At 63.2% G+C, this 21816-nt stretch carries 20 protein-coding genes; 9 read left to right on the top strand and 11 right to left on the bottom strand.

The genetic code is table 11. The annotated features are described in order from the left end of the window. Window positions 1-22: 22 nt before the first annotated feature. Together V8192_RS03465 and V8192_RS03460 are read right to left on the bottom strand one after the other, a co-directional pair. Window positions 23-601: an LOG family protein gene (locus V8192_RS03465; protein ID WP_341631653.1), complete on the bottom strand. Its 579-nt coding sequence runs from the start codon at window positions 599-601 to the stop codon at window positions 23-25. Further along, on the bottom strand, window positions 598-1584 hold the full coding sequence (locus V8192_RS03460) for an adenosine kinase (RefSeq protein ID WP_341631652.1): 987 nt from the start codon (window positions 1582-1584) through the stop codon (window positions 598-600). Before V8192_RS03460 ends, V8192_RS03465 begins: the two co-directional genes overlap by 4 nt. An 81-nt stretch (window positions 1585-1665) precedes the next feature. Between V8192_RS03460 and V8192_RS03455 the strand changes: the two genes are divergently transcribed. The 4 genes from V8192_RS03455 to V8192_RS03440 all read left to right on the top strand — a co-directional run bounded on the left by V8192_RS03455 (window position 1666) and on the right by V8192_RS03440 (window position 6648). Then, window positions 1666-2304, top strand: a complete 639-nt coding sequence (locus V8192_RS03455) for a queuosine precursor transporter (RefSeq protein WP_341631651.1) — start codon at window positions 1666-1668, stop codon at window positions 2302-2304. 142 nt (window positions 2305-2446) lie between these two features. Next, on the top strand, window positions 2447-5728 hold the full coding sequence (locus V8192_RS03450) for a TonB-dependent receptor (RefSeq protein WP_341631650.1): 3282 nt from the start codon (window positions 2447-2449) through the stop codon (window positions 5726-5728). 93 nt (window positions 5729-5821) lie between these two features. Next, window positions 5822-6124 (top strand): hypothetical protein, encoded by a 303-nt coding sequence (locus V8192_RS03445; protein WP_341631649.1) that lies wholly within the window; start codon window positions 5822-5824, stop codon window positions 6122-6124. Beyond that, window positions 6121-6648 (top strand): gamma carbonic anhydrase family protein, encoded by a 528-nt coding sequence (locus V8192_RS03440; RefSeq protein WP_341631648.1) that lies wholly within the window; start codon window positions 6121-6123, stop codon window positions 6646-6648. The genes V8192_RS03445 and V8192_RS03440 overlap by 4 nt, the downstream gene beginning before the upstream one ends. Here V8192_RS03440 and sdhA read toward each other — a convergent pair. Genes sdhA through sdhC form a run of 3 tightly spaced genes read right to left on the bottom strand, consistent with a single transcriptional unit; the run spans window position 6642 to window position 9231 of the window. After that, on the bottom strand, window positions 6642-8447 hold the full coding sequence (sdhA, locus tag V8192_RS03435; protein ID WP_341631647.1) for a succinate dehydrogenase flavoprotein subunit: 1806 nt from the start codon (window positions 8445-8447) through the stop codon (window positions 6642-6644). The two genes, V8192_RS03440 and sdhA, sit on opposite strands and share 7 nt — an antisense overlap. Beyond that, complete coding sequence (gene sdhD / locus V8192_RS03430) at window positions 8444-8839, bottom strand: succinate dehydrogenase, hydrophobic membrane anchor protein (protein WP_341631646.1); 396 nt, start codon at window positions 8837-8839, stop codon at window positions 8444-8446. The genes sdhA and sdhD overlap by 4 nt, the downstream gene beginning before the upstream one ends. Beyond that, window positions 8836-9231 carry a succinate dehydrogenase, cytochrome b556 subunit gene (gene sdhC, locus V8192_RS03425; protein WP_341631645.1) on the bottom strand — a complete coding sequence of 132 codons (396 nt, stop codon included), beginning with the start codon at window positions 9229-9231 and terminating at the stop codon, window positions 8836-8838. The genes sdhD and sdhC overlap by 4 nt, the downstream gene beginning before the upstream one ends. A gap of 127 nt (window positions 9232-9358) precedes the next feature. Here sdhC and V8192_RS03420 point away from each other — a divergent pair, with 127 nt between their 5' ends. The 5 genes from V8192_RS03420 to V8192_RS03400 all read left to right on the top strand — a co-directional run bounded on the left by V8192_RS03420 (window position 9359) and on the right by V8192_RS03400 (window position 14949). Beyond that, window positions 9359-10648, top strand: a complete 1290-nt coding sequence (locus tag V8192_RS03420; RefSeq protein ID WP_341631644.1) for a methyl-accepting chemotaxis protein — start codon at window positions 9359-9361, stop codon at window positions 10646-10648. Between the two features lie 107 nt (window positions 10649-10755). Further along, window positions 10756-11460: an SDR family NAD(P)-dependent oxidoreductase gene (locus V8192_RS03415; RefSeq protein ID WP_341631643.1), complete on the top strand. Its 705-nt coding sequence runs from the start codon at window positions 10756-10758 to the stop codon at window positions 11458-11460. Beyond that, the gene (gene bla, locus V8192_RS03410) at window positions 11450-12361 is read left to right on the top strand and encodes a subclass B3 metallo-beta-lactamase (protein ID WP_341631642.1); all 912 of its coding nucleotides are present in this window, start codon (window positions 11450-11452) and stop codon (window positions 12359-12361) included. The genes V8192_RS03415 and bla overlap by 11 nt, the downstream gene beginning before the upstream one ends. Then, complete coding sequence (locus tag V8192_RS03405) at window positions 12358-13236, top strand: 50S ribosomal protein L11 methyltransferase (protein ID WP_341631641.1); 879 nt, start codon at window positions 12358-12360, stop codon at window positions 13234-13236. Before bla ends, V8192_RS03405 begins: the two co-directional genes overlap by 4 nt. Before the next feature lie 42 nt (window positions 13237-13278). Then, on the top strand, window positions 13279-14949 hold the full coding sequence (locus tag V8192_RS03400; protein WP_373276312.1) for a S10 family peptidase: 1671 nt from the start codon (window positions 13279-13281) through the stop codon (window positions 14947-14949). 98 nt (window positions 14950-15047) lie between these two features. On the opposite strand, the gene ligA is transcribed toward V8192_RS03400, so the two are convergent. From ligA to secF, 6 genes are all read right to left on the bottom strand, one after another. Further along, entirely contained in the window at window positions 15048-17090 is a 2043-nt protein-coding gene (gene ligA / locus V8192_RS03395) for an NAD-dependent DNA ligase LigA (RefSeq protein WP_341631639.1), read from the bottom strand. Further along, window positions 17083-17805 (bottom strand): dienelactone hydrolase family protein, encoded by a 723-nt coding sequence (locus V8192_RS03390; protein ID WP_341631638.1) that lies wholly within the window; start codon window positions 17803-17805, stop codon window positions 17083-17085. Before V8192_RS03390 ends, ligA begins: the two co-directional genes overlap by 8 nt. Continuing rightward, on the bottom strand, window positions 17802-18314 hold the full coding sequence (locus V8192_RS03385; protein WP_341631637.1) for a DUF1697 domain-containing protein: 513 nt from the start codon (window positions 18312-18314) through the stop codon (window positions 17802-17804). Before V8192_RS03385 ends, V8192_RS03390 begins: the two co-directional genes overlap by 4 nt. Further along, on the bottom strand, window positions 18311-19963 hold the full coding sequence (recN, locus tag V8192_RS03380; protein ID WP_341631636.1) for a DNA repair protein RecN: 1653 nt from the start codon (window positions 19961-19963) through the stop codon (window positions 18311-18313). The genes V8192_RS03385 and recN overlap by 4 nt, the downstream gene beginning before the upstream one ends. Window positions 19964-19985: 22 nt before the next feature. Further along, window positions 19986-20786, bottom strand: coding sequence for an outer membrane protein assembly factor BamD (locus tag V8192_RS03375; RefSeq protein WP_341631635.1), 801 nt, complete (start codon window positions 20784-20786; stop codon window positions 19986-19988). A 76-nt stretch (window positions 20787-20862) separates the two neighbouring features. Further along, window positions 20863-21813 carry a protein translocase subunit SecF gene (secF, locus tag V8192_RS03370; RefSeq protein WP_341631634.1) on the bottom strand — a complete coding sequence of 317 codons (951 nt, stop codon included), beginning with the start codon at window positions 21811-21813 and terminating at the stop codon, window positions 20863-20865. Window positions 21814-21816 lie beyond the last annotated feature (3 nt).

Genomic DNA, 21816 nt, shown 5'->3' with positions numbered 1-21816 from the left:
TCCCCCGAGGCGCGAGAATTTCTTACCAGACCATGCCCTGCGTAGCGGCTGCGGCGGCTTCGTCCAGCAAATCCAGCGCCTCCTCGGGAGTGGAGGCGACGAGCAGCTGGCTGCGCCGCTGGCCGGACAGGAAACCGCTCGCCGTCGCATGGTCGATGAACTCGATCATGCCGTCCCAATACCCTTCCACGTTGAGCAGGCAGAGCGGCTTTTTGTGATAGCCGAGCGCGTTCCAGCTCCACGCCTCGAACAATTCATCGAGCGTGCCGATGCCGCCCGGAAGCGCAAGAAAGGCGTCGGCCCGCTCCGTCATCTCGGCCTTGCGCTCATGCATGGTCTCGACGGTCCGAAGCTCGGTGACACCCGTATGGGCGACCTCGAGCTTGACGAGGGCCTTGGGGATCACCCCGTACACACGGCCGCCGCCGGCGAGGATATTGTCGGCAATAAGGCCCATCAGGCCAAGCCGGCCGCCCCCGTAGACAAGGTCGACTCCGCGCGCGAGCATGGCGGCTGCGGTCGCCCGGGTTGCATCCGCGAACACGCCGTTCGAGCCCGACGCCGATCCGCAATAGACTGCAAGGCGCTTGATATGATTCACAGGCGGGCAAGCTCCTTGAGGTTCGCTTCGGGCCGCGCTCCGAAATGAGAGATCACTTCTGCCGCGCAGATGGCGCCGGTCTCGAGGCAGGCCTTGAGCGGCCGCTCGCGGCACCGCGCGGCGAGGAAGCCCGCGGCGAACAGGTCGCCTGCGCCGGTCGTATCGACGACCCTCTCGATCGGCGCGGCCTTGATTTCGACGAGTTGGTCGTCCTCGTTCGCAACGGCTCCATGCGGCCCCCTGGTGATGACGAGCGTGCGCACGCGGCTCGACAGCGATCGGATGCAGTCGGCAAGGTCGCCGCACGAGGTGAGGTGACGCACCTCGTCTTCGTTCCCGAAGAGGATATCGACGGTTCCTGCCTCGATCATGCCGCGAACACCCTCACGCCGATCGCCGATTGAGAGGCTCTCCGACAAGGTGAAGGCGACCGTCCGTCCGGCCGAATGAGCGATGCTCGCAGCCTCGAGCATCGCCGCGCGGGGACGCTCGGGGCCCCAGAGATAGCCTTCCAGGAAGGTGATGCTCGCAGAGGATATGAAGTCCGGATCGAGCGAGGCAGGCGTAAGCTCATGGCTTGCGCCCGGGCAGGTGTTCATCGTTCGCTGGGCGTCCGGGGTCACGAGAATGAGGCAGCGGCCGGTCGGCGGCGGGCCGGCAATGGGCGGCGTTTTGAACTCGACGCCGAGCGAACGCATGTCATGGGCGAAGATGTCGCCCAGCTGGTCCCGCGCGACCTGGCCGACAAAGGCGACGTCGAGGCCGAGCGCTGCAGCTCCCGCCATGCTGTTTGCCGCCGAACCCCCGCTGATCTCGCGGGCTGGTCCCATGGCGGCATACAGCTCGTCGGCCTGGGCAGCAGTCAGCAGCTGCATCCCGCCCTTGGCAAGCCCGCGTTCGTTCAAGAACGCGTCGCTCGTCGTTGCAATGACGTCGACGATTGCATCGCCGATCGCCACGATGTCGAGGCTTGAGGAAGTCACGGGGCGGCTCGCTAGCCGCGCGGGCGCGGCGCGGTCAACGCCGGTTGCGCGGCGCCTCAAAGCCGTTACGCATTCTCAGGCATGACCGACCAGCCTCGATCCATCCCGCTCTCGCTCTTCGCCCTATCTATTTTCTACGGCGGCATGGTCTGCATCGCAGGAGTGCTCGGCAACAAGCAGGTCGCTCTTGGACCGCTCGCGGTCGAAGCGGGCATCTTTGCATTTCTTCTGCTCGTCGTGACTTCGAGTTCCGTCGCCGAGCTGCACGGCAGATCGGTCGCGAATCGCCTGGTCCTGATCGGCTTCGTGCCGCTGATCGTCTCGCTGCTCCTGAGTTTCCTGGTTCTTGCCCTTCCCGCCTCGCCGGAGATGGATCCCGAGCGTCTCAGTTCTTTCAACACGGTGATGGGCGGCACGCCGAGAATCTGGATCGGCGGGATCAGCGCTTACGGCGTCTCGACCTTCCTCAACGTGACGATCTTCAGCCGCCTGAAGTCGCGCGAGGGTCAAGGTTTGCTGTGGCTTCGCGCGGCCATCGCAAGTGTCCTCAGCCAGGTTGTGGACACCCTCATCTTTATCACCATCGCCTTCTACGGCGTGTTCCCGATCAGCGAGCTTCTTCTTGGACAGATGCTCGCCAAGGTGGCGCTTTCGGCCCTCCTCGTCCCGCCTCTCGTCTATCTCTTCGTGGGACTCGGCCGGCGCCTCGACGCGGGCTGACACCAATCGAAGCGTGGCATATCTGCAACGGTTTCGCGGAATCGTTGGCAGGGCTTTGGAGGCTGTAACATCGCTGCCTTAATCGGCTAATAGCGGCGCAGGGGTTCCATTCAGAATCAGTCTGTTGCGGGGGAGTTTTTCCGTGAAGAAAGCCTTTCTGCTGCGCTCGTGCGCAGCCTTTTTCGTGCCGGTCGCAGCAGGTGCGATCATTGCAACGCCAGCAATGGCTCAGGAGACGACCGGTACCATTACAGGTCAGGTCGTCGCCAACGGTCAGCCGGTCGCAAACGCTCAGGTCGTCGTAACTCACGTTCCGTCGGGCACCGTCACCAAGACAGCGACTGACAGCACCGGCTCATTCAATGCCTCCGGGCTGCGCGTCGGCGGACCTTACACGATTACGGTTTCAGCCAAAGGCTTTGAGCCCACAACCGTCACCGACAATTATACGCAGTCCAGCCAATCGCTCAGCGTTCCAGTTCAGCTCGTTGCCGCTTCACGGCAGCAGCAAGCCATCGTCATCACGGGGACTCGCGCTGGCGCGCACGTGATCGGCACTGGTCCCTCGACCGTTCTTAACGCGAACGACATTTCGAAGGTAGCTTCGGTCAACCGCGATATTCGCGACCTCATGCGCCGCGACCCCTTTGCAACGCTCGACACCTCCCAATCGACCGGGCGGCAGGTGACCTTTGCCGGCACCAATCCCCGCTTCAATCGCTTCACCGTTGACGGCGTGCCAATCACCGACAGCTTCGGCCTCAATCCCGACGCGCTCCCATCGCGCCGCGGTCCGGTGCCGCTTGATTCGATCGGCGAGTTTCAGACCAAGGTCGCACCATACGACATTCGCGAAGGCTTCTTCCAAGGCGGAGTCATCAACGCGATCCTGCGTTCAGGTACCAATCGCTTTCAGGGAACTGGCTTTTACAGCGTCAACACTAACAAGCTGACCGGTTCCCATCTCAAGCCCTATATCTCCAACCCCACCGGCTTCGTGCCGCAGCCCAAATTCAAGAGCCAGGATTACGGCGTCGAATTATCAGGTCCGATCATCAAGGACCGCTTGTTCTTCATGGTGGCGGCGGAACGCGTGCGTGCGAACAATCCGTTCAACCTGTCGCAAAGCTCGATCACATCGGATCAATTCAACCAAGTCGTCAGCATCGCGAAGAACAAGTACGGCGTGGATGCCGGCGGCATCCTGACCAATCAGGGCGACAAGGACGACCGTGTCGTCGGCCGTATCGACGCCAACCTGACGGATAGGCAGCGCCTTTCGGTTACGGGCATCTATACGAAGGACCAGATCAACACGCTGGGCTTCAATTCACCCACTTCGCAGTCGACCGAATCGAACGACTATGTGAAGCCGAACCGCCTTTGGGCTGGCGTAGCGACGCTCAACTCGACCTGGTCTCCCCTCGTCTCCACCGAGACGCGCGTGATGTACAAAGATTATCAGAGCGGCCAGAATCCGATCCTCGCGAAGACCGCGCTCGCTCTGGTTTGCACGGATGCCGGCACTCCGGCGGCGATCACCGTCGGCAACGCGACGCAATGTTCGTCGAACGTGACATCGCTCGCCGTGGGGCCTCTCGGTTCGGCACAAACCAACGTCCTGCACACGAAGACGTTTGACGCGCAGGAATTGGTGCGACTCTCGCTGGGAAACCACAACGTGCGGTTCCTGTACGACTATCAGCACGTCAGTAACTACAATCTGTTCATTGGCCAGACGGCGAACCCGGGCAGCACCGGCATCTCGTCGGGCGCTTTCGGTGCCTACTACTTCGACTCGATTGCTGCGTTCCAGGCGGGCAAGGCGCAGGAGTTCGGTTACGCAAACGCGACGACCGGAAACCCGAACGATGCGGCTGCCATCTTCAGCTATTCGACCCAGACTTTCGGCGCCCAGGACGACTGGCGGGTTATGCCCACGCTGACCGTAACAGCCGGCCTTCGTTACGACGTCTACGGAAGCAGCAGCCACCCATTGATCAATCTGGCATTCCTGGCGCGCGAAGGATTCTCGAACACTGGCTTCATGGACGGACGCGGGCTGCTCCAGCCGCGCGTGGGCTTTGACTGGAAGGTCACCCCGCGGCTCGACGTCCACGGCGGAGTCGGCATCTTCGGCGGCGGTACGCCGGACGTATATATTGGCAACAGTTTCTCATCCAGCGGCGTCCAGCCGGTCCTGTTCAGCACCGCAACTCCGGGCAGTCCGTTCCTGACCAACGTCAGCCTGACGCAGGTACCGCCGGCTGCAACTGCAGCGCTGAAGGGACTGCAGAACGCGCCCGTTGCCGCGATCGATCCCAACTTCAAGATTCCGTCCCAGTGGCGCGGTTCGCTGTCGGGCACTTATGACTTCAACTTCGGGCCGCTGGGCGATCACTGGATTTTCGCAGCTAGCGCGCTCATCTCGAAGACCCGCGAAGCTATTCTTTATCGGGATGGCCGCGACCATCCGATCGTCGGCGCCAGCGCGCTGACGCCGGACGGCCGTCAGCGGTATTTTGATGCCACGCCCGCGAGCCAGGGTGGTGTCTCGGGCAACGCCGACACCATTCTTGGGAACACTAAGCGCGGTCACGGCTATATCGGAGTCGCGAGCCTCAGCAAAAAGTGGGACTTCGGTCTCAGCGCATTCGCCAGCTTCACGTATCAGGACGTGCGCGATCAGGCCGCGGTCGTGTCGTCGATCGCATCGTCGAACTATGGCAACACGGCATATTACGATGCAAACAGCGGCGCTTTCGGCCATTCGAACGACGAGGTCCGCTATTCGGTCAAGTACGACCTTGGCTTTGATCATGCCTTCTTCGGCAATTACAGGACCCGGATCGACCTTTTCGGGGAAACCCGCATCGGTTCGCCATTCAGCTATACCATGCAGGACGCAGGAACGGTCAGCGGTCGTAGCGCGGTGTTCGGAACGGCGGGCAATACCAGCCGCTTCCTGTTCTATGTGCCGACCGGTCTCACCGACCCCAGGGTGACTTACGACAGCGCAGCCACTGCCGCGCGGATCGATCAGATCATCAACTCGACGGCCCTCAAGAACTATCGCGGCAAAATCGCCCCGCGAAATGCATTCAACTCGAAGTGGTTCACGAAAATCGATCTTCACCTCGAACAGGAAATTCCGACCTTCGTCAGAAAGTCGCGGATCTCGGTGTTCGCCGATATCGAAAACCTGCCGAACCTCATCAATCACAAATGGGGTGAGCAGCTGCGCAACTTCTTCCCGTACACCGACGTCGTGACCAAGGTGTCGTGCGTTGCAAGCGGCGCGAACGCCTGCGCGCAGTACAAGTATTCCGCACCGAGCAGCGACTCGTTCCTGGCTGATCAGCTGATCACCGTGAATGGATCGTCGCTCTATTCGATCCGTATCGGCGCTCGACTCAGTTTCTAACCGCAAGCTCTCCAAGCTTCGGAAAGGCCGGGCGGACCAGTTTCGCCCGGGCTTTCTTTATCTTCGGCGCGTCCGGCGCTAGCTCCGGCGACGATGCATGTCCGGGTCTGGAAATTCCGCCCGCCTAAGAAGAGCGAGGCCGCGTTTGCGGCGGCTTACTCGGCCGAGGGTCGCTGGGCCGGGTTGTTCGGCAAAGGCAAGGGCTACCGGGGAACCAGCCTGCTTCGTCCCGGTGAGCCGGCCGGCTGGTGGATGACCATCGACCGCTGGGATTCGCTCTCAGACTTTGAAAGCTTTGGCCGCGATTACCGCGATCAGTATCGCGCGCTCGATGCGGAGCTCGAGGGCATCGCGGGCGAGGAAGAGTTCGTCGGCGCGTTCGAGGAAAGAGAATGACCCTTTACGCGCTTGGCGACCTCTCGCCCCGCCTCGGATCCGGATCGTGGGCCGCGCCCTCGGCAGATCTCATCGGCGATGTGCGGCTTGGCGAACGGTCGAGCATCTGGTTCGGGGCGATCATCCGCGCCGACAACACCGCAATCATCATCGGCGATGAAAGCAACATCCAGGACGGGTCCGTCTGCCATTCCGACGCCGGTTTCCCGCTCACCATCGGCGCGCGGGTGACGGTGGGCCACCAGGCAATTCTCCATGGTTGCACGGTTCGCGATGATTGTCTCATCGGCATGGGTGCAAGGATCCTCAACGGTGCAGTGATCGAACCCGGGTGCATCGTCGGCGCGGCCGCGCTGGTGACGGAGGGCAAGACATTTCCCGCAGGCAGTCTCATCGTCGGGTCGCCTGCGCGCGCCATACGCCAGATCACCGACGCCGAGCGGCAGCTCCTTCGTGCGTCAGCAGCGCACTATGCACAAAAAGCCGAGCGCTATTCAGCTGAGCTGACGCCGCTCGCTCAGTAAACGCGCGCCTTGGGCTTTATATAGTCGATGTCGCTGGTGAGAGTGAACTCGTGCACTGGGCGATAGTCGATCTTGACGCCGCTGGCAGGCCATTGGCCGCCCCAGGCATCGAACCAGGCCACGGTGTGCTTCATCCAGTTCTTGTCGTCGCGCTTGGGATAGTCCTCCTGCATATGCGCGCCCCGGCTTTCCTTGCGGTTCGAAGCGCAATGCATGGTGACGACAGCCTGAGCGAGTAGATTGTCGAGCTCGAGCGTCTCGACAAGGTCGCTGTTCCAGATGAGGCTCCGGTCGGTGACATGCACGTCGGCCATGCGCTGGAAGATCTTGTCGATGCGCGTAATGCCCTCGGCAAGCGTACGGTCGGTGCGGAACACGGCGCAGTCGGACTGCATCGTCCGCTGCATCTCGAGGCGGATTTCCGCGGTCGGGCTTCCTCCTTCGGCATGCCGGAACCGGTCGAGACGCGACAGCGCGAAGTCGGCCGAACCCGCCGGTAGCGGTTCCTGGATCGTGCCGGGCTTCACCACTTCGGCGAGGCGCAGCCCCGCGGCGCGGCCGAAGACAACGAGATCGATGAGACTATTCGAGCCGAGCCTGTTGGCCCCGTGAACGCTGACGCATGCCGCTTCACCGACCGCGAATAGGCCGGGGACGACAGCGTCGGGATTGCCCTCCTTCAGGGTGACGACTTCACCGTGATAGTTCGTGGGAATGCCGCCCATGTTGTAATGCACGGTCGGAACGACCGGGATCGGCTGGCGCGTGAGGTCGACGCCCGCGAAGGTCTTGGCGGTCTCGGTAATGCCGGGCAGCCGCTCATGAAGGATCTTGGGATCGATATGGTCGAGGTGCAGGAAGATATGGTCCTTGTGCTCGCCAACCCCCCGTCCCTCGCGGATCTCCATGGCCATCGAGCGTGAGACGACGTCGCGGCTGGCAAGATCCTTTGCGCTCGGTGCATAGCGCTCCATGAAGCGCTCGCCTTCGCTATTCGTCAGATAGCCGCCCTCGCCCCGTGCTCCTTCGGTGATCAGCACGCCGGCTCCGTAAATGCCCGTCGGATGGAACTGGACGAACTCCATGTCCTGGAGCGGAAGGCCGGCGCGCAGCACCATCGCATTGCCATCGCCAGTGCACGTGTGAGCACTCGTCGCCGAGAAATAGACCCGGCCGTAACCGCCGGTCGCAAGGACGACTGCCTGTGCACGGAAGCGATGGATCGACCCATCGTCGAGGCACAGAGCGATCACTCCGCGGCACGCACCCTTCTCCATGATAAGGTCGATCGCGAAATATTCGACGAAGAAGTCCGCGTCGTATTTGAGGCTCTGCTGGTAGAGCGTGTGAAGCATCGCATGGCCGGTGCGGTCCGCTGCCGCACACGTCCGCTGCGCAGCCGGTCCTTCACCCATGTTCTGGGTCATGCCGCCGAATGCGCGCTGGTAAATCTTGCCGTCGGCGGTGCGGCTGAAGGGCAGCCCCGCATGTTCGAGCTCGATCACTGCAGCAGGCGCCTCGCGGCAGAGATATTCGATCGCGTCCTGGTCGCCGAGCCAATCCGAGCCCTTGACCGTGTCGTACATGTGCCACTGCCAATGGTCAGGGCCCATGTTGCCAAGGGCGGCGGCGATCCCGCCCTGCGCGGCGACGGTGTGGCTGCGGGTCGGAAAGACCTTGGTTACGCAGGCCGTCTTGAGACCTGCTCCCGCCGCGCCCATCGTTGCGCGAAGGCCAGCGCCGCCGGCGCCCACCACGATGACATCATAGGTGTGATCGACGATCTGGTAAGGACTCACGCAACGGCTCCGAAGGCGAGGCGCGCCAAAGCGAACAAGGCGAGTGCTCCGCCGCCAACGGCGAGGAACAGGAAGAGCGTGTTCCAGGCGAAGCGTGCGCCCTCATTGTCGACATAGTCGTCGACGATCACCTTCATTCCGTCGAGCGCGTGGCGGAAGCCCACAATGATGAGGAGAGCCATCGGTACAGCGCCGCTCGGCGCATGCAGCCATTCGATCAATGTCCGCTCGTCGAGCTTGGGAAGCAGGAGCAGCGAAGCGATGAGCCAGGTGCCAAGGAGCAGCAGCGCAATGCTGGTGACGCGCTCCGTCAGCCAATGCTCACCGCCCTGGTGCGCAGAGCCCAGCCCGCGGACTTTGCCAATCGGAGTGGAGCTGTCGCCCAGGCTCATTTGGCCACTCCCAGGAAATAGTACCAGGTGAGCGCGGTAAGCAGCACCGCGCCGATGAAGGTCAGCAGCGCGGACGTCTTGTTAATCCCCAGCTCGAAGGCCGCACCGCTGTCGGTGACCAGATGGCGGATGCCGGTGAGGAGATGCTGAAAGAAGCTCCAGGTAATGCCGATCAGGACGACAATCCCGACCGGGTGAGTCGCTGCCCTGGTGAAACTTGCGTAGGCGTCGGGGCCGTTGGCGAGTGCAAACAGCCACCAGGTGAGGATGCCAAGCCCCGCGAACGACAGGGCGACACCGCTTGCGCGATGGATGATCGATGCGACCATGTTGGGTCCCCAGCGCCAAATGGAAAGGTGGGGCGACAGCGGGCGAGATCGGACGGTAGCCATGGTGCGGCTCGCTTAGGGCGGGGGCACGAGCGAGGCAAGTTTCGGGAGCCGCCTAACCGGCTCTTAACCATTCGGAGCGCAAGAGCTTTGCCGAAACGACCAGGCGGACTGACGGAGACCCTTTGAAATGAGTGCCCAGACTGGACAGCTGCAGCGGCTGACGGACGAGCAGGTGAGCGCACGGCTCTCGGCCTACAATGGCGATGGCTCGCTCGACCGTGACGTCGCCCTGCTTCGCGACCAGGTCGCCGACATCATCGGCGAGGAAATCACCGCCCAGTTCGGGGTCGAGCGCGCCGAGCGCTTCTCGAGCAACTATGGCTCGAAAGTCGACGCCAAGTGGATCCAGAGCATCGCGGAATACGGCCGCCAGATCTATGCCGAGCAGGTTCCCGTGCCCCTGTACATCGCAGCACGCATGCAGGCCGCCAGCCGGATAATTGCGCGCATCACGGAACGGTTCTCAAGCGACCCTGACAAGCTTGAGCAGGTCCTTTGCGCCCTTCATCGGATGAGTTCGGTGGAGACCGACATCATCCTCGCGCAGGTAGCCCTACTGGAAGCCGTAGACGCAGCAGAGCAGCGCGGAAGCGAGAGCGGCCAGTTCGAGCGCCGCGTCGCCGAACTCGTACGCGCAAGCACCGAGCAATCGAAGTCGCTGACGGAGCGGACCCGCTCGACCGCCGCCTCGGCGCGCGGAATGCTTGGCAAGACGAGTGAAGTGGCTGCGGCCGCCGAACAATCAGCCGTTGCGATGCGCGAAGCGGCGCAGACGGCAGCGGGGCTCATCAGGGCGATCGAGGACGCCCGTTCGGAAGTCGAGGTAGCAGCGGGCGTTGCAACCCGGGCAGGGGACCAGGCGAGCCAGGCAGTGAAGGTCAGCCAGGCACTCAGCGCCCATGTCGAGGCGATCGAGTCGATCCTCAGCCTCATTCGGGACATCGCGGGGCAGACAAACCTTCTCGCGCTCAATGCAACGATCGAGGCCGCGCGCGCAGGCGATGCGGGGCGTGGGTTCGCAGTCGTTGCACAGGAAGTGAAGAGCCTTGCCTCGCAGACCGCGCGCGCAACCGACGACATCACCGCGAAGATCACCGCAATTCAGCAGGCGACGCGCCAGACGGTCGAGTCCAATGCCTCGATCCAGGGCACGGTCGAAGAGGTTCAAAGCTCGGCCGACCGGATCCGCGAGGCAATGGAACTGCAGGCTCAGACCGTGACGATGATCACAGCTGCCGTCGACGAGACCGCGCTTGCCGCCGATTCGATGAGCTCGACCATTGCAGCAATCCGTTCGGACACGGAAAATGTCGCGAAGGACATCGACCAGGTGGAGCAGGGCTTCGGCCGGTTTTCTGAACAGATCGCGGGCTTCAAGGCGAGTGCGAAGGCGTTCGTCAACGGGATGGCCGCTTAAAGTCGCTCCGTCGCCACCTGCCCGCCATCGGGCTCCCGCGCCTCGGAGGCCCCTTTTCCACATTCGCTCCTCGCAATGAGGTTTGAGCTGCTTTAATCGGCAGCCCCATGAACATCCTCGTCACCGGCGCGAGCCGCGGCATTGGCGCGGCCGCCTACGCGCTCCTCAAGAAGCATGGACAGCAGGTCGTGGGTCATTCGACCAAGGGCAGCGCCGAGCTCGTTGCGGGCGACCTCATGGATCCCAAGGCGCCGCGCGCCATCTGGGAAACCGCCGTTGCGGAGCTGAGCGGCAGGATCGACGTGCTCGTCAACAATGCCGGCATCTACGAAGGGGTGGCCGACAATGCGACCGACGAGGAATGGCACCGTGCCTGGACCCGGACGATGACGATCAACCTGCAGGCGGCGGCCGACCTCAGCAAGCTTGCCGTCTCGCATTTCCTCGACCTTGGCATTTCCGGACGCATCATCAATGTCGCGAGCCGCGCCGCCTTTCGCGGTGATAGTCCCCAGCACTGGCATTATGCCGCTTCCAAGGCAGCCATGGTCGGCATGACGAAGACGATTGCACGGGGCTATGCCGGCGAGGGCATCCTCTGCTTTGGCGTTGCTCCGGGATTTACCGTCTCCGAGATGACCGCGGAATATCTCCAGGGCCGGGGCGGCGCCCAGATCATCGCCGACATTCCGCTTGGACGGGTCGCCTCGACGGACGAAGTTGCTGAAGTGATCCGCTGGCTCTCGACCGAGGCGCCCTCATCGGCGACTGGAAGCATCATCGACGTCAACGGGGCGAGCTATGTTCGCTAAGACATTGCTGCTCCTCGCGGCCGCGCAGGGCATCGTCGTCCCGTTCGGCAAGCCCCGGGTGATCGAACAGCCAAGGGCGCCCCTCGAAACGGCTGGGCCGCTCTGGGCGGCCAAGTGCGGCGGATCGGCCGACTACAACAGACCCGCGCCTCCCGTGCGCATTCACGCCAACACCTACCTTGTTGGAAGCTGCGGGATTTCATCGATCCTGATTGTCGGGGACCAGGGCGATATACTGATCGACGGCGGCACGGAGGAAGATGCCGACCTCATCGCTGCCAACATCCGGGCGCTGGGCTTTAAGGTCCAGGATATCCGCTTCATCCTCAACAGCCACGAGCATCCCGATCACATTGGCGGTATCGCCAAACTGCAGCGGCTGAGCGGTGCCACCGTCATTGCCTCGGCTCCGGCGAGGAAAGTGTTCCAATCGGGCGTTGCTACCGCCGAGGATCCCCAGGCCGGCACTTTGAAGCCCATCCCGACTGCCGAGGTGGGGCGGACGATCGGCGATAATCAGGAAGTCCTTCTTGGCAACCTGATGCTGACCGCAATGGCAACGCCCGGCCACACGCCGGGCGCGCTCAGCTGGCGCTGGGTGAGCTGCGACGGCGGCGTCTGCAGGACCATCGTCTATGCCGACAGCCTCACTCCGGTGAGCAGCCCTGGTTACCGGTTCAGCGATCACCCTGCCTATCTTGCCGCGTACCGCGCCTCGATCGCCAAGATTGCCGCAAGCCCGTGCGAGATCCTGCTGTCGCCGCATCCTGGCGCGAGCGACATGCCGCACCGGCTTGCGCTGGGAAAGCCGCTGTTCGATCCCGACGGGTGTCGCGCTTATGCGGCCGACCTCTCGAAACAGCTAAGCGAGCGGCTGGCGAAGGAAGCCGGCACAAAGTGAGCTACCGCGTCACGGTCCCGTGCACTCGGGCGCGTGGTGAAGGGGTCGCCCGCGCCGACTATTTTGCCGAAGCTGACAACCCGCCGGTCCTGGTCGCCGATGAACCCGACGCCACCAAGCCCGACGAATGGGTTCTCCACGCTTATTTCGATCACGAGCCGCTCGGCAGCGAGATCGCGGTCCTCAGCAGCCTCGGCAACGGTCCCCCCCGGATCGAGCAGCTCGGCGAACAGGACTGGGTGACGATGAGCCAGGCGGGGCTGCAGCCGATCCGCGCAGGACGCTTCACCGTCCACACCCCCACTTATGCGCCCGAAGCGGGCCGCATCAATTTCGAAATCGATGCCGGGCTCGCCTTTGGAACCGGGCAGCACGCGACTACCAGTGGCTGCCTCGCCGCGCTCGACCGCCTCGAACAGGAAGGGTGCCGCTTCACCAATATCGCCGACATCGGCACCGGCACGGGCCTTCTTGCCTTTGCCGCACTGGCCCTGTGGCCCGAAGCGAAATCGATCGCGACCGACATAGACGGCGTCGCGCTCGACGTCGCGAGGGAGAATGCCGCGATCAACGGCGTGAGACTCGGACACGGACCGGGCGAGCTTGTCCTTGCCGTTGCCGACGGGATGGACTCCCCGTTGCTGGAGGCAAGGGCCCCGTTCGACCTTCTCATTGCCAATATCCTTGCAGGACCGCTCATCGAGCTTGCACCGGCTTTCAACGCTGCGCTCTCGAACGGTGGACGCATCCTTCTTGCAGGCCTTCTTGACTCACAGTCCGATAGCGTCGCTGCGGCTTACGAGGCGCAAGGGCTAAGCATCGCCGACAAGGGGATCGGCGAATGGCCGGTGCTCATCTGCGAACGGCGCTCCTGAACTTCAAATCCGCTTGCCGGGCCTGATTACGGCTGCAACAGCATGGCCATGAAATCATCCATCGCTTTGGCCCTTGCGGGTTTGCTCGCTGCCACCGCCGCAATGTCAGCGCCGCCCGCAGCGCATCAGACAAGAGAGCGAGCAGCGCGTCCGCCGCGGGCCGAAGGTAGCGCGGACAAGAAGCCCGAGCCCAAGCAGGCGGTGAAGCAATTCTTCCAGCCGAGCGAAACCCGTTCGGCCGGCCTCGTGACGGTGGGCGGCCAGCAGATCGCCTATGACGCCGTTGCCGGCACCCTCGTCGTCCATGCCAAGGATTGGGAAGATACCGACGAGGTCGAGGCCGATGCGGATAGTTCGAGCGCGAAGGACAAGAACGCGCCCAAGCCCGAAGCCTCGATGTACTATGTCGCCTACTTCAGGCAGGGCGCTCCCGCGGCCGGGCGCCCGATCAGCTTCCTGTTCAACGGCGGCCCCGGCTCATCGAGCATCTGGCTGCACATGGGCGCTTTTGGCCCGGTGCGGGTGCAGACTCTCGATGCCCGGCACAATCCGCCGGCACCCTATTCCACCGTCAACAACGACGCGAGCCTGCTCGACGCCAGCGACCTCGTCTTCATCGATGCTCCGGGCACCGGCTTCAGCCGCGTCGCGGGCAAGGACAAGGACAAGGCCTTCTACGGCGTCGACCAGGACATCCACGCCTTTACCGACTTCATCACGCAATTCCTGACCAAGTACGGGCGCTGGAATTCGCCCAAATATGTCTTCGGCGAGAGCTACGGCACGATGCGGGCAGCGGGCCTGACGCTCGCCCTTAAAAAGGCCGACGTCGACCTCAACGGGGTCATGCTGTTGTCGGATATCCTCAACTGGGATTTCATGCCCGACGACCCGCAGCTCAATCCCGGCATCGACACGCCCTACATCGTGGCGCTCCCGACCTATGCTGCAACGGCCTGGTACTTCAACAAGGCAGCCGACCGTCCCGCCGATCTCCACGCCTTCCTCGACGGCGTCGAACAATTTGCAACCGGCGATTATGCGCAGGCGCTCCTCAAGGGCAACGCGCTTCCCGACGCCGAACGGCAGCGGATCGCCCAGAGACTGTCGGCCTATACGGGACTGCCCGTATCCTATCTTCTCAAGTCCAATCTTCGGATCGAATATGGCGCGTTTCAGAAGGAACTGCTTAGCAGCCAGGCGCTGACCACCGGCACCCTTGATACGCGCTTCGCCGGAGCGACACTCGATCCGCTCAGCAAAGTCGCCAGCTACGATCCCCAGAGCGCAGCCATCGGAGCCGCCTATGTCGCGGCCTATCACGATTATGTTCGAGACCGGCTCCGCTACCAGCCCGGGATACAGTTCAAGTCGGGCATCCCGATCTACGGCAAGTGGGATTACAAACACCAGCCGCCCGGCGCTGACAAACCGCTGATCATGCTGCCGAACGTGCTTCCGGACCTTGCCTCGGCGATGAAGCAGAACCCGACGATGAAGGTGATGGTGAACGGCGGGTATTTCGATGTTTCAACGCCGTATTTCGAGGGGAAGATGGAGCTGCGCCACCTGCCCGTCCCGGCCAGTCTCCTCGGGAACATCGAATATCATTACTACCAGTCGGGCCACATGGTTTACGTCCGGCCCGATACGCTTCACGAGCTGCACGACAATGTCGCCGACTTCATCCGGCGGACGGAAGTCGCACGCTAGACCTGGAAAAAGCGGGCAGTGAGAATGCGGGGCAAATAAGCCGCTGAAGGATCCGTCTATCTCCCGCGACCTTCCGCTTTCGCGGTATCGTTTTCAGGCTAGGCGGCGGCAACGATCCTCGCCCATTCCTCCTCACCGATCACGCGAATGCCGAGCTCCTCGGCTTTCTTGAGCTTCGAACCCGCGCCCGGACCGGCGACGACGAGATCCGTCTTGGCGCTGACCGAACCCGCCGCGCGGGCGCCGAGCCGTTCGGCCTGCGCCTTCGCCTCGTCCCTGCTCATGGTTTCGAGGCTGCCGGTGAAGACAATCGTCTTGCCCGTCCATTGGGTCTGTTTCGCGTCGCTGACGAAGGGCGCCGGAGCAACTTCCGAAAGGAGATCGTCGAGCGCTTCCTGATTGTGCGGCTCGTGAAAGAAATCGACGAGCGCCTCGGCGACGACCGGGCCGACGCCTTGAACCGAGGACAGCTCCGCCTCGCCGTTATGCGACAACGCCGTCTTGCGAAGCTCCTCGATCGTGCCGAAGCATTTCAGCAGGTCCCGAGCAGTGACGATGCCGACGTGCCTGATCCCAAGGCCGAAGAGAAAGCGCGGACCCTGCGGCGCGCGCTTGGCCTCGATTGCGCCAAGAAGATTGTCGACCGATTTCTCCTTCCATCCTTCGCGGCCGACGAGCTCGCTGCGATGATTGCGTAGCCGGTAGATGTCGGCGGGCGAGTGCAGCCATCCAAGGTCGATGAACTCGGCGATCGACTTTTCGCCGAGACCCTCGATGTCGAGCGCACCCCGCGACACGAAGTGGCGGAGCCGCTCGAAGCGCTGGGCGGGACACACGAGACCGCCAGTGCAGCGCACGTCGACCTCGCCCTCCTCGGCCACGGCCTCGCTCCCGCATTCGGGACAATGATCGGGAAAGACGAACGGGGGACGGGGTTCGCTTCGGGTGAGGTTCTCGACGACCTGGGGGATGACGTCGCCTGCACGCTGGATCCTGACGCGGTCGCCGACGCGAAGTCCGAGGCGCTCGATCTCGTCACGGTTGTGCAGCGTTACATTGGCGACCATCACGCCGCCGACCCCCACGGGCCTGAGCCGCCCGACCGGCGTCAGCTTGCCCGTGCGGCCCACCTGGATGTCGATCGCCTCGAGCGTCGTCTCGGCTTGCTCCGCGGGAAATTTATGCGCCAGGCCCCATCGGGGAGCTCGCGCAACAAAGCCCAGGCGCTCCTGGTAATCGAGCCGGTCGACCTTGTAGACGACGCCGTCGATATCGAACGGCAGGTCTGCCCTGATCGCCTCGATCGCGCGGTAATGTGCGAGCATCGCCTCGCTGTTCTCGCATCGGACGAGAAGGTTGCTGACCGGTATGCCCAGGCTCTCGATCCGCTTCATTGCTTGAAACTGAGTTTCACCGAGCGCTTCGCTAATTTCACCCCATCCGTGAGCGAGGAACCGCAAGGGGCGCGCTGCAGTGACATCCGGATCCTTCTGGCGGAGCGATCCAGCCGCGGCGTTGCGCGGGTTGGCGAAGACCTTCCCGCCCGTTCTTTCCTGGCGCTCGTTCAGTGCTTCGAAGTCGCTCTTGGACATGTAGACTTCGCCGCGCACTTCGAGGAGGTCCGGCGCATCGGCGATCTCCTGCGGGATGTCGCGAATGGTTCGAACGTTGGCAGTGACATCCTCTCCGACTGCGCCGTCGCCGCGCGTCGCTCCAAGCACCAGCCGCCCTTTTTCGAAACGCAAAGAGCAGCTCAGTCCGTCGATCTTGGGTTCGGCAGTGAATGCGATGGTCGCATCCCCGGAAAGCGCGAGGAAGCGGCGAATGCGAGCAACAAATTCCTCGACCTCCTGCGCTGAAAAGGCATTGTCGAGGCTGAGCATCGGCCGCGCGTGCGTGACCTTAGCGAGCCCGCTCGTCGGCACCGCGCCGAGGCGCCTGGAGGGAGAATCGGCCCGGACAAGGTCCGGAAACTGCGCCTCAAGTTCGCGGTTCTCCCTGACCAGCGCATCATATTGGGCGTCGCTGATCTGGGGTGCATCCTGGTCGTGGTAGAGCCTGTCGTGACGCGCGATCTCCCGCGCCAGCCGCATCAGGCGGTTCGCGGCTTCAGCCTCCGTCACGTCCGCGCCGTCAGACATGCCCTGCGAACAATTCCTCAAGCAGGTTGATGAAGCTCGTCCACGAGCGCTCCGCTGCAAGCGCATTGTAGCTTACGCCGTCAATCTGGAGTTCGCTCGCATTGGGATTGGTAAATCCGTGCGCGACATTGCCGTAAGCGTGGATCTGCCAGTCGGCCCCGGCTTTGGTCAGCTCGTTGCCCAATGCAACGACCTTCTCGGGCGGTACCATCGGGTCGTCCCAGCCGTGGAACGCGACCACCTTCGCCCTGATCTTTTCTTCCGGAAGACCGGGAGGGTCAAAGAGGCCGTGGAAACTCACCGCCGCGGCGATGTCCGCCCCGCTTCTGGCAAGGTCGAGTGCGCACATGCCTCCGAAGCAATAGCCGGCAACGACGATCTGTCCCTCCGAGACTTCATCGAGCGCGCGAGTCAGCTCCAACACGTGCTCGAGGCGCCGCCTCAGAGCTGCCCGGTCACTCTTCAGCCGGTTGAGTTCACCGAACATCGTGTCGCGCGAGGCGCCTCGGAACTGCTTGCCGAAGACGTCGGCCACGAGCGCATTATAGCCCAGTTCAACGAGCTGCCTCCCAAAGCGGATCTCGAGCTCGCAAACGCCCATGACCGTTGGAATGAGGATCACCGTCGGCCGCGCCTGGCCATCACGCCGGCCGACGAACACGCTCTCGAGCTGCTCGTCCTCGAACTGATGCGGAACTGGGCGGTCCTTACTCATGGCTTCTCCCTTGCAAGCTCAGCGAGCTTCGCGATTGTGTTCATATTGCGGGCAGTGCCGCTCGCGGCCGCTGGGATCTTCAGCCTCGAGCGCCCCTGCCCGCTTGGATAATGGACGTAGATCTCGCGCGCGCGCGCACCCATGCGCTCGTCCTCGACATTCTGTGCGTTGCCAAGCGCGTCGGGGCCGGGCCTGGAATCGAGAAATATCGCAACGACGCGGCTCGAATCTTCACTTGCGAACGGATTGGCCCTCACCGTTGCGGCAAGCTCGTCGGCAGTGCGGATCATTACTTCCACCCTCGCGCTCATATGATTTGCAAGCGCGGACTCAAGCATCCTTTTGAGTGCAGTTTCGGACTGATCGCTCCGGAAGAGCAGGTTGCCGCTTGCGATATAGGTTCGCGGCTGATCAAGCCCCAGTTCGGCGGCGATCCTTCGAAGATCGTCCATCTTGAGCTGCCGCTTTCCCAGATTAATGCCGCGCAGCAGCGCGACCTGGCTCTTCACGCTGCGTCGAGCAGGCGCGATGCCTGCGCCCGTGCCTCTTCGGTGATCGAGGCCCCCGAAAGCATCCGCGCGATTTCCTCGCGCCGATCCTCGGCCGAGAGCTTGCGAACGGTCGTTCGCGTGCCCTGAGGCCCATGGCTCTTCTCGATTCTATAATGATGCGACGCTCGGGCCGCGACCTGCGGACTATGGGTGACGACGAGTACCTGGCTTTGGAGGGCAAGCCGCGCGAGCCGTTCGCCGATGGCGCTTGCAACGGCGCCCCCGACGCCGCGATCGACCTCGTCGAAGATCATCGTTGCAGCACTGCCCGCCTCAGCGAGCGCGACCTTGAGTGCGAGAATGAATCGCGAGAGCTCACCGCCCGAGGCGATGCGGCTCAATGGGCCGAACGGGGCGCCGGGATTGGTCGATATTTCGAATTCGACGCGGTCTGTGCCCGAAGGCCCCGCCTCCGCCCTTTCGATCGCGGTCCGAAAACGGGCAGCATCGAGCTTCAGTGGCGCAAGCTCAGATGCCACCGCCCGATCGAGACGCGAAGCGGCCTCGCGGCGCTCCTTGCCGAGCTCGTCCGCCGCTTCTGAATAGGCTGCCCGCGCGGCCAGCAGCTCCTGATCGAGAGCAGCGATCCGCTCTCCTCCGGCCTCGATCGCCTGAAGCTGCATCCGCATCTCCTCGCCAAGCACCGCAAGCCGATCGGCTTCGACCCGGTGCTTTCGAGCGAGTCCCCGAATGTCGAACAGGCGCGACTCGACCTGTTCCAATCGTGCGGGGTCGAACGTCATGGCCTCGGCAGCCCGGGCGATGCGGTCTTCGGCCTCGCCTGTTTCGATGAGCGCGCGGTCAAGGGCTGCCAAGGCCTCCGCGAGCAGTGCATGATCGGCAGCACCTCGCTCGATCCTGCGGGCCGCCTGCCGAAGCTGCGAGAGGGCCCCGTCGGATCCTCCAAGAAGCTCGTCGAGCCCCACAAGCGATTCGCCTGCCTTAAGCCCGGCCTGCATGGCAGCACGCTCCTCGGCAAGGCGCGTTTCCTCGCCTTCTTCCGGCGCCAGTGCCTCGATTTCGCGGGAGGCATGTTCGAGCCACTCGCGGTCATGCTCGGCCGTGGCAGCAGTTTCCCGTGCTGCAAGCAGTTCCCCTTCAATCCGGGTGACCTTGTGCCAGGCCTGCTCGACCCGGGTCGGATCGAGCTTTCCGAAGGCATCCAGAAGCGCACGGTGGCCCCTGGGGTTGAGCAATCCACGATCGTCGTGCTGGCCATGGATCTCGATGACCAGCGCGCCAACGTCCCGAAGTACGCCCGCAGGGACGCTGGCCCCGCCAACGAAGCCGCGACTGCCACCATCGCTCTTGAGAGTGCGCCGCACGATCAGCGGTTCTCCGGTTTCGAGCTCGATGCCCTGCTCGGCGAGCATGGCAAGGACAGGATGCTCCCGGTTGAGCTCGATCTCGGCCGACACGGAGGCCTGGGGCTGGCCCGTTCGGACTAGCGCCGTGTCGGCACGCGCGCCCAGCGCAAGCCCGAGCGCATCGAGCAGGATCGACTTGCCCGCTCCGGTCTCGCCGGTGAGCACGCCCAGTCCGGGCTCGAAGTCGAGCTCCAGCCGTTCGACCAGGACGATATTGTTGATGGCGAGCTGCCTCAGCATGTGAGGACCGCCCGCTTCAGGCTCACTTCCGGGAAGCCGTCCGCCGCTCGACCTGCCGGTTCTCGCGCCCAAGCAGCCGCAGCGATTGCTTGTACCAGAAGGATTCCGGATAGTTGCGGCCAAGCACCGCCGCCGCCTTCTGGGCTTCCTCGGGAACGCCGAGCGCCAGGTAGCTTTCAACGAGACGCTCGAGCGCCTCCGGCGTGTGCGAGGTCGTCTGATACTGATCGACGACGCTGCGGAACCTGTAGGTCGCGGCGAGCCACTGGCCGGAGCGCTGGTAGAAGCGGCCGATCTCCATTTCCTTGCCGGCAAGGTGGTCCTTGATGAGGTCCAGCTTCAGCCGCGCGTCGGCAGCGTAGCGCGTGTCGGGATACCGTCGGATCAGCTCGCCGAGCGCGTCGGACGCCTGCTGGGTCGTCGTCTGGTCGCGCGTCACTTCGTCGATCTGCTGATAATAGCTCATGCCGATCAGATATTGGGCATAGGGTGCCTCGGCATTGCCCGGGTGGATCGTAATGAAGCGCTGGGCCGAGCTGATGGCGTCGGTATATTTGCGGGCGAGATAATAGTTGAACGCGCTCATCAGCTGGGCGCGGCGGGCCCATACCGAATAGGGATGCTGGCGCTCGACCTCGTCATAGAGCTTTGCTGCCTGTTCATAATCGCCCTGGTCCATCGACTTTTTCGCGGCGGTGTAGAGCGAGCTCACGTCGCGGGCGACATAGGCGGTGTCCGCCTTCTTGCCCCCGTGGGCGCAGGCCGCAAGTGGAAGCACGGCGACAGCGGAAAGAAGAAGAGCAGGACGGAAAGACTTCAGCATGGGGACCTCATTAGCGTGCGCTCCGAAGGAGGCCAAGCAGGGCATGGACAGCCAAAGCTTGGCCATCGCTGAACGATTAGGCTGGCTGCGCCTCGGCAGTGTCCTTCTCCTCGGACTTGAGGAAGCTGTCGGGCTGAACTCCAAGCCAGACCAGCACGGGGGCCGAGATGTAGATCGATGAATAGGTGCCGATCACGACGCCGAGGAAGATGGCGATCGCGAGACCGAAGATGACCTGCGGTCCGATCAGCATCAGAACGCCAAGCGCAATGAGCACCGTCAGCGAGGTGACCACCGTTCGAGCAAGCGTCTCGTTCAGCGAGAGATTGAGGAGGGGCAATATCGCCATCTTCCGATATTTCCTCAGATTCTCTCGAATCCGGTCATAGATGACGACCGTGTCGTTCAGCGAATAGCCAACGATGGTGAGGAAGGCCGCAACGACGTTGAGGTCGACGGGAAGCCGCGTGAAGGCGAAGAAGCCGAGCGTCATCGCGATGTCGTGACCAAGGGTCAGGAGAGCGCCCACGCCGAACTGCCATTCGAACCTGATCCAGATGTAGATCGCGATCCCGAGCATGGCGAAACCGATCGCCATGGCGCTGTCCTGGGCGAGTTCCTCGCTGACCTTTCCCGAAACCGATTCGCCGGCGTCGACGCGGGCCCCGGGAAATTGCTGCGGAATCGTCGTTCGAAGCTTGCTCACCATCGCGTTCGACGCGGTCTCGGCTCCGGCGGGCTTGGGGAGGCGGATCTGGTAGGTCCGGTCATTGCCAAGCGCCTGGATGCTCGCCTCGCCGACGCCCAGCTGGTTCACCCTGTTCCTAAGATCGTCGATGTGGACCGGCTGCGCGAACTCCGCCCGGACGACCTCGCCGCCCACGAAGTCGATGCCGAGATTGAGCCCTTTGTAGATCGTGAAGGCGATCGAGACGACCGTCACGATCAGCGAGAGCACCAGCGCCAGGTTGCGCCATCGCATGAAGTCGAGATTGGTGTGATCGGGAACGAGCTTCAGAAGCTTCATGGC

The sequence above is a fragment of the Sphingomonas agri genome (genome assembly GCF_038148795.1).
Lineage (GTDB): Bacteria > Pseudomonadota > Alphaproteobacteria > Sphingomonadales > Sphingomonadaceae > Sphingomicrobium > Sphingomicrobium agri.
Note: the sequence above shows the minus strand (reverse complement) of the source record. Positions and strands in the feature narration are given on the sequence as shown.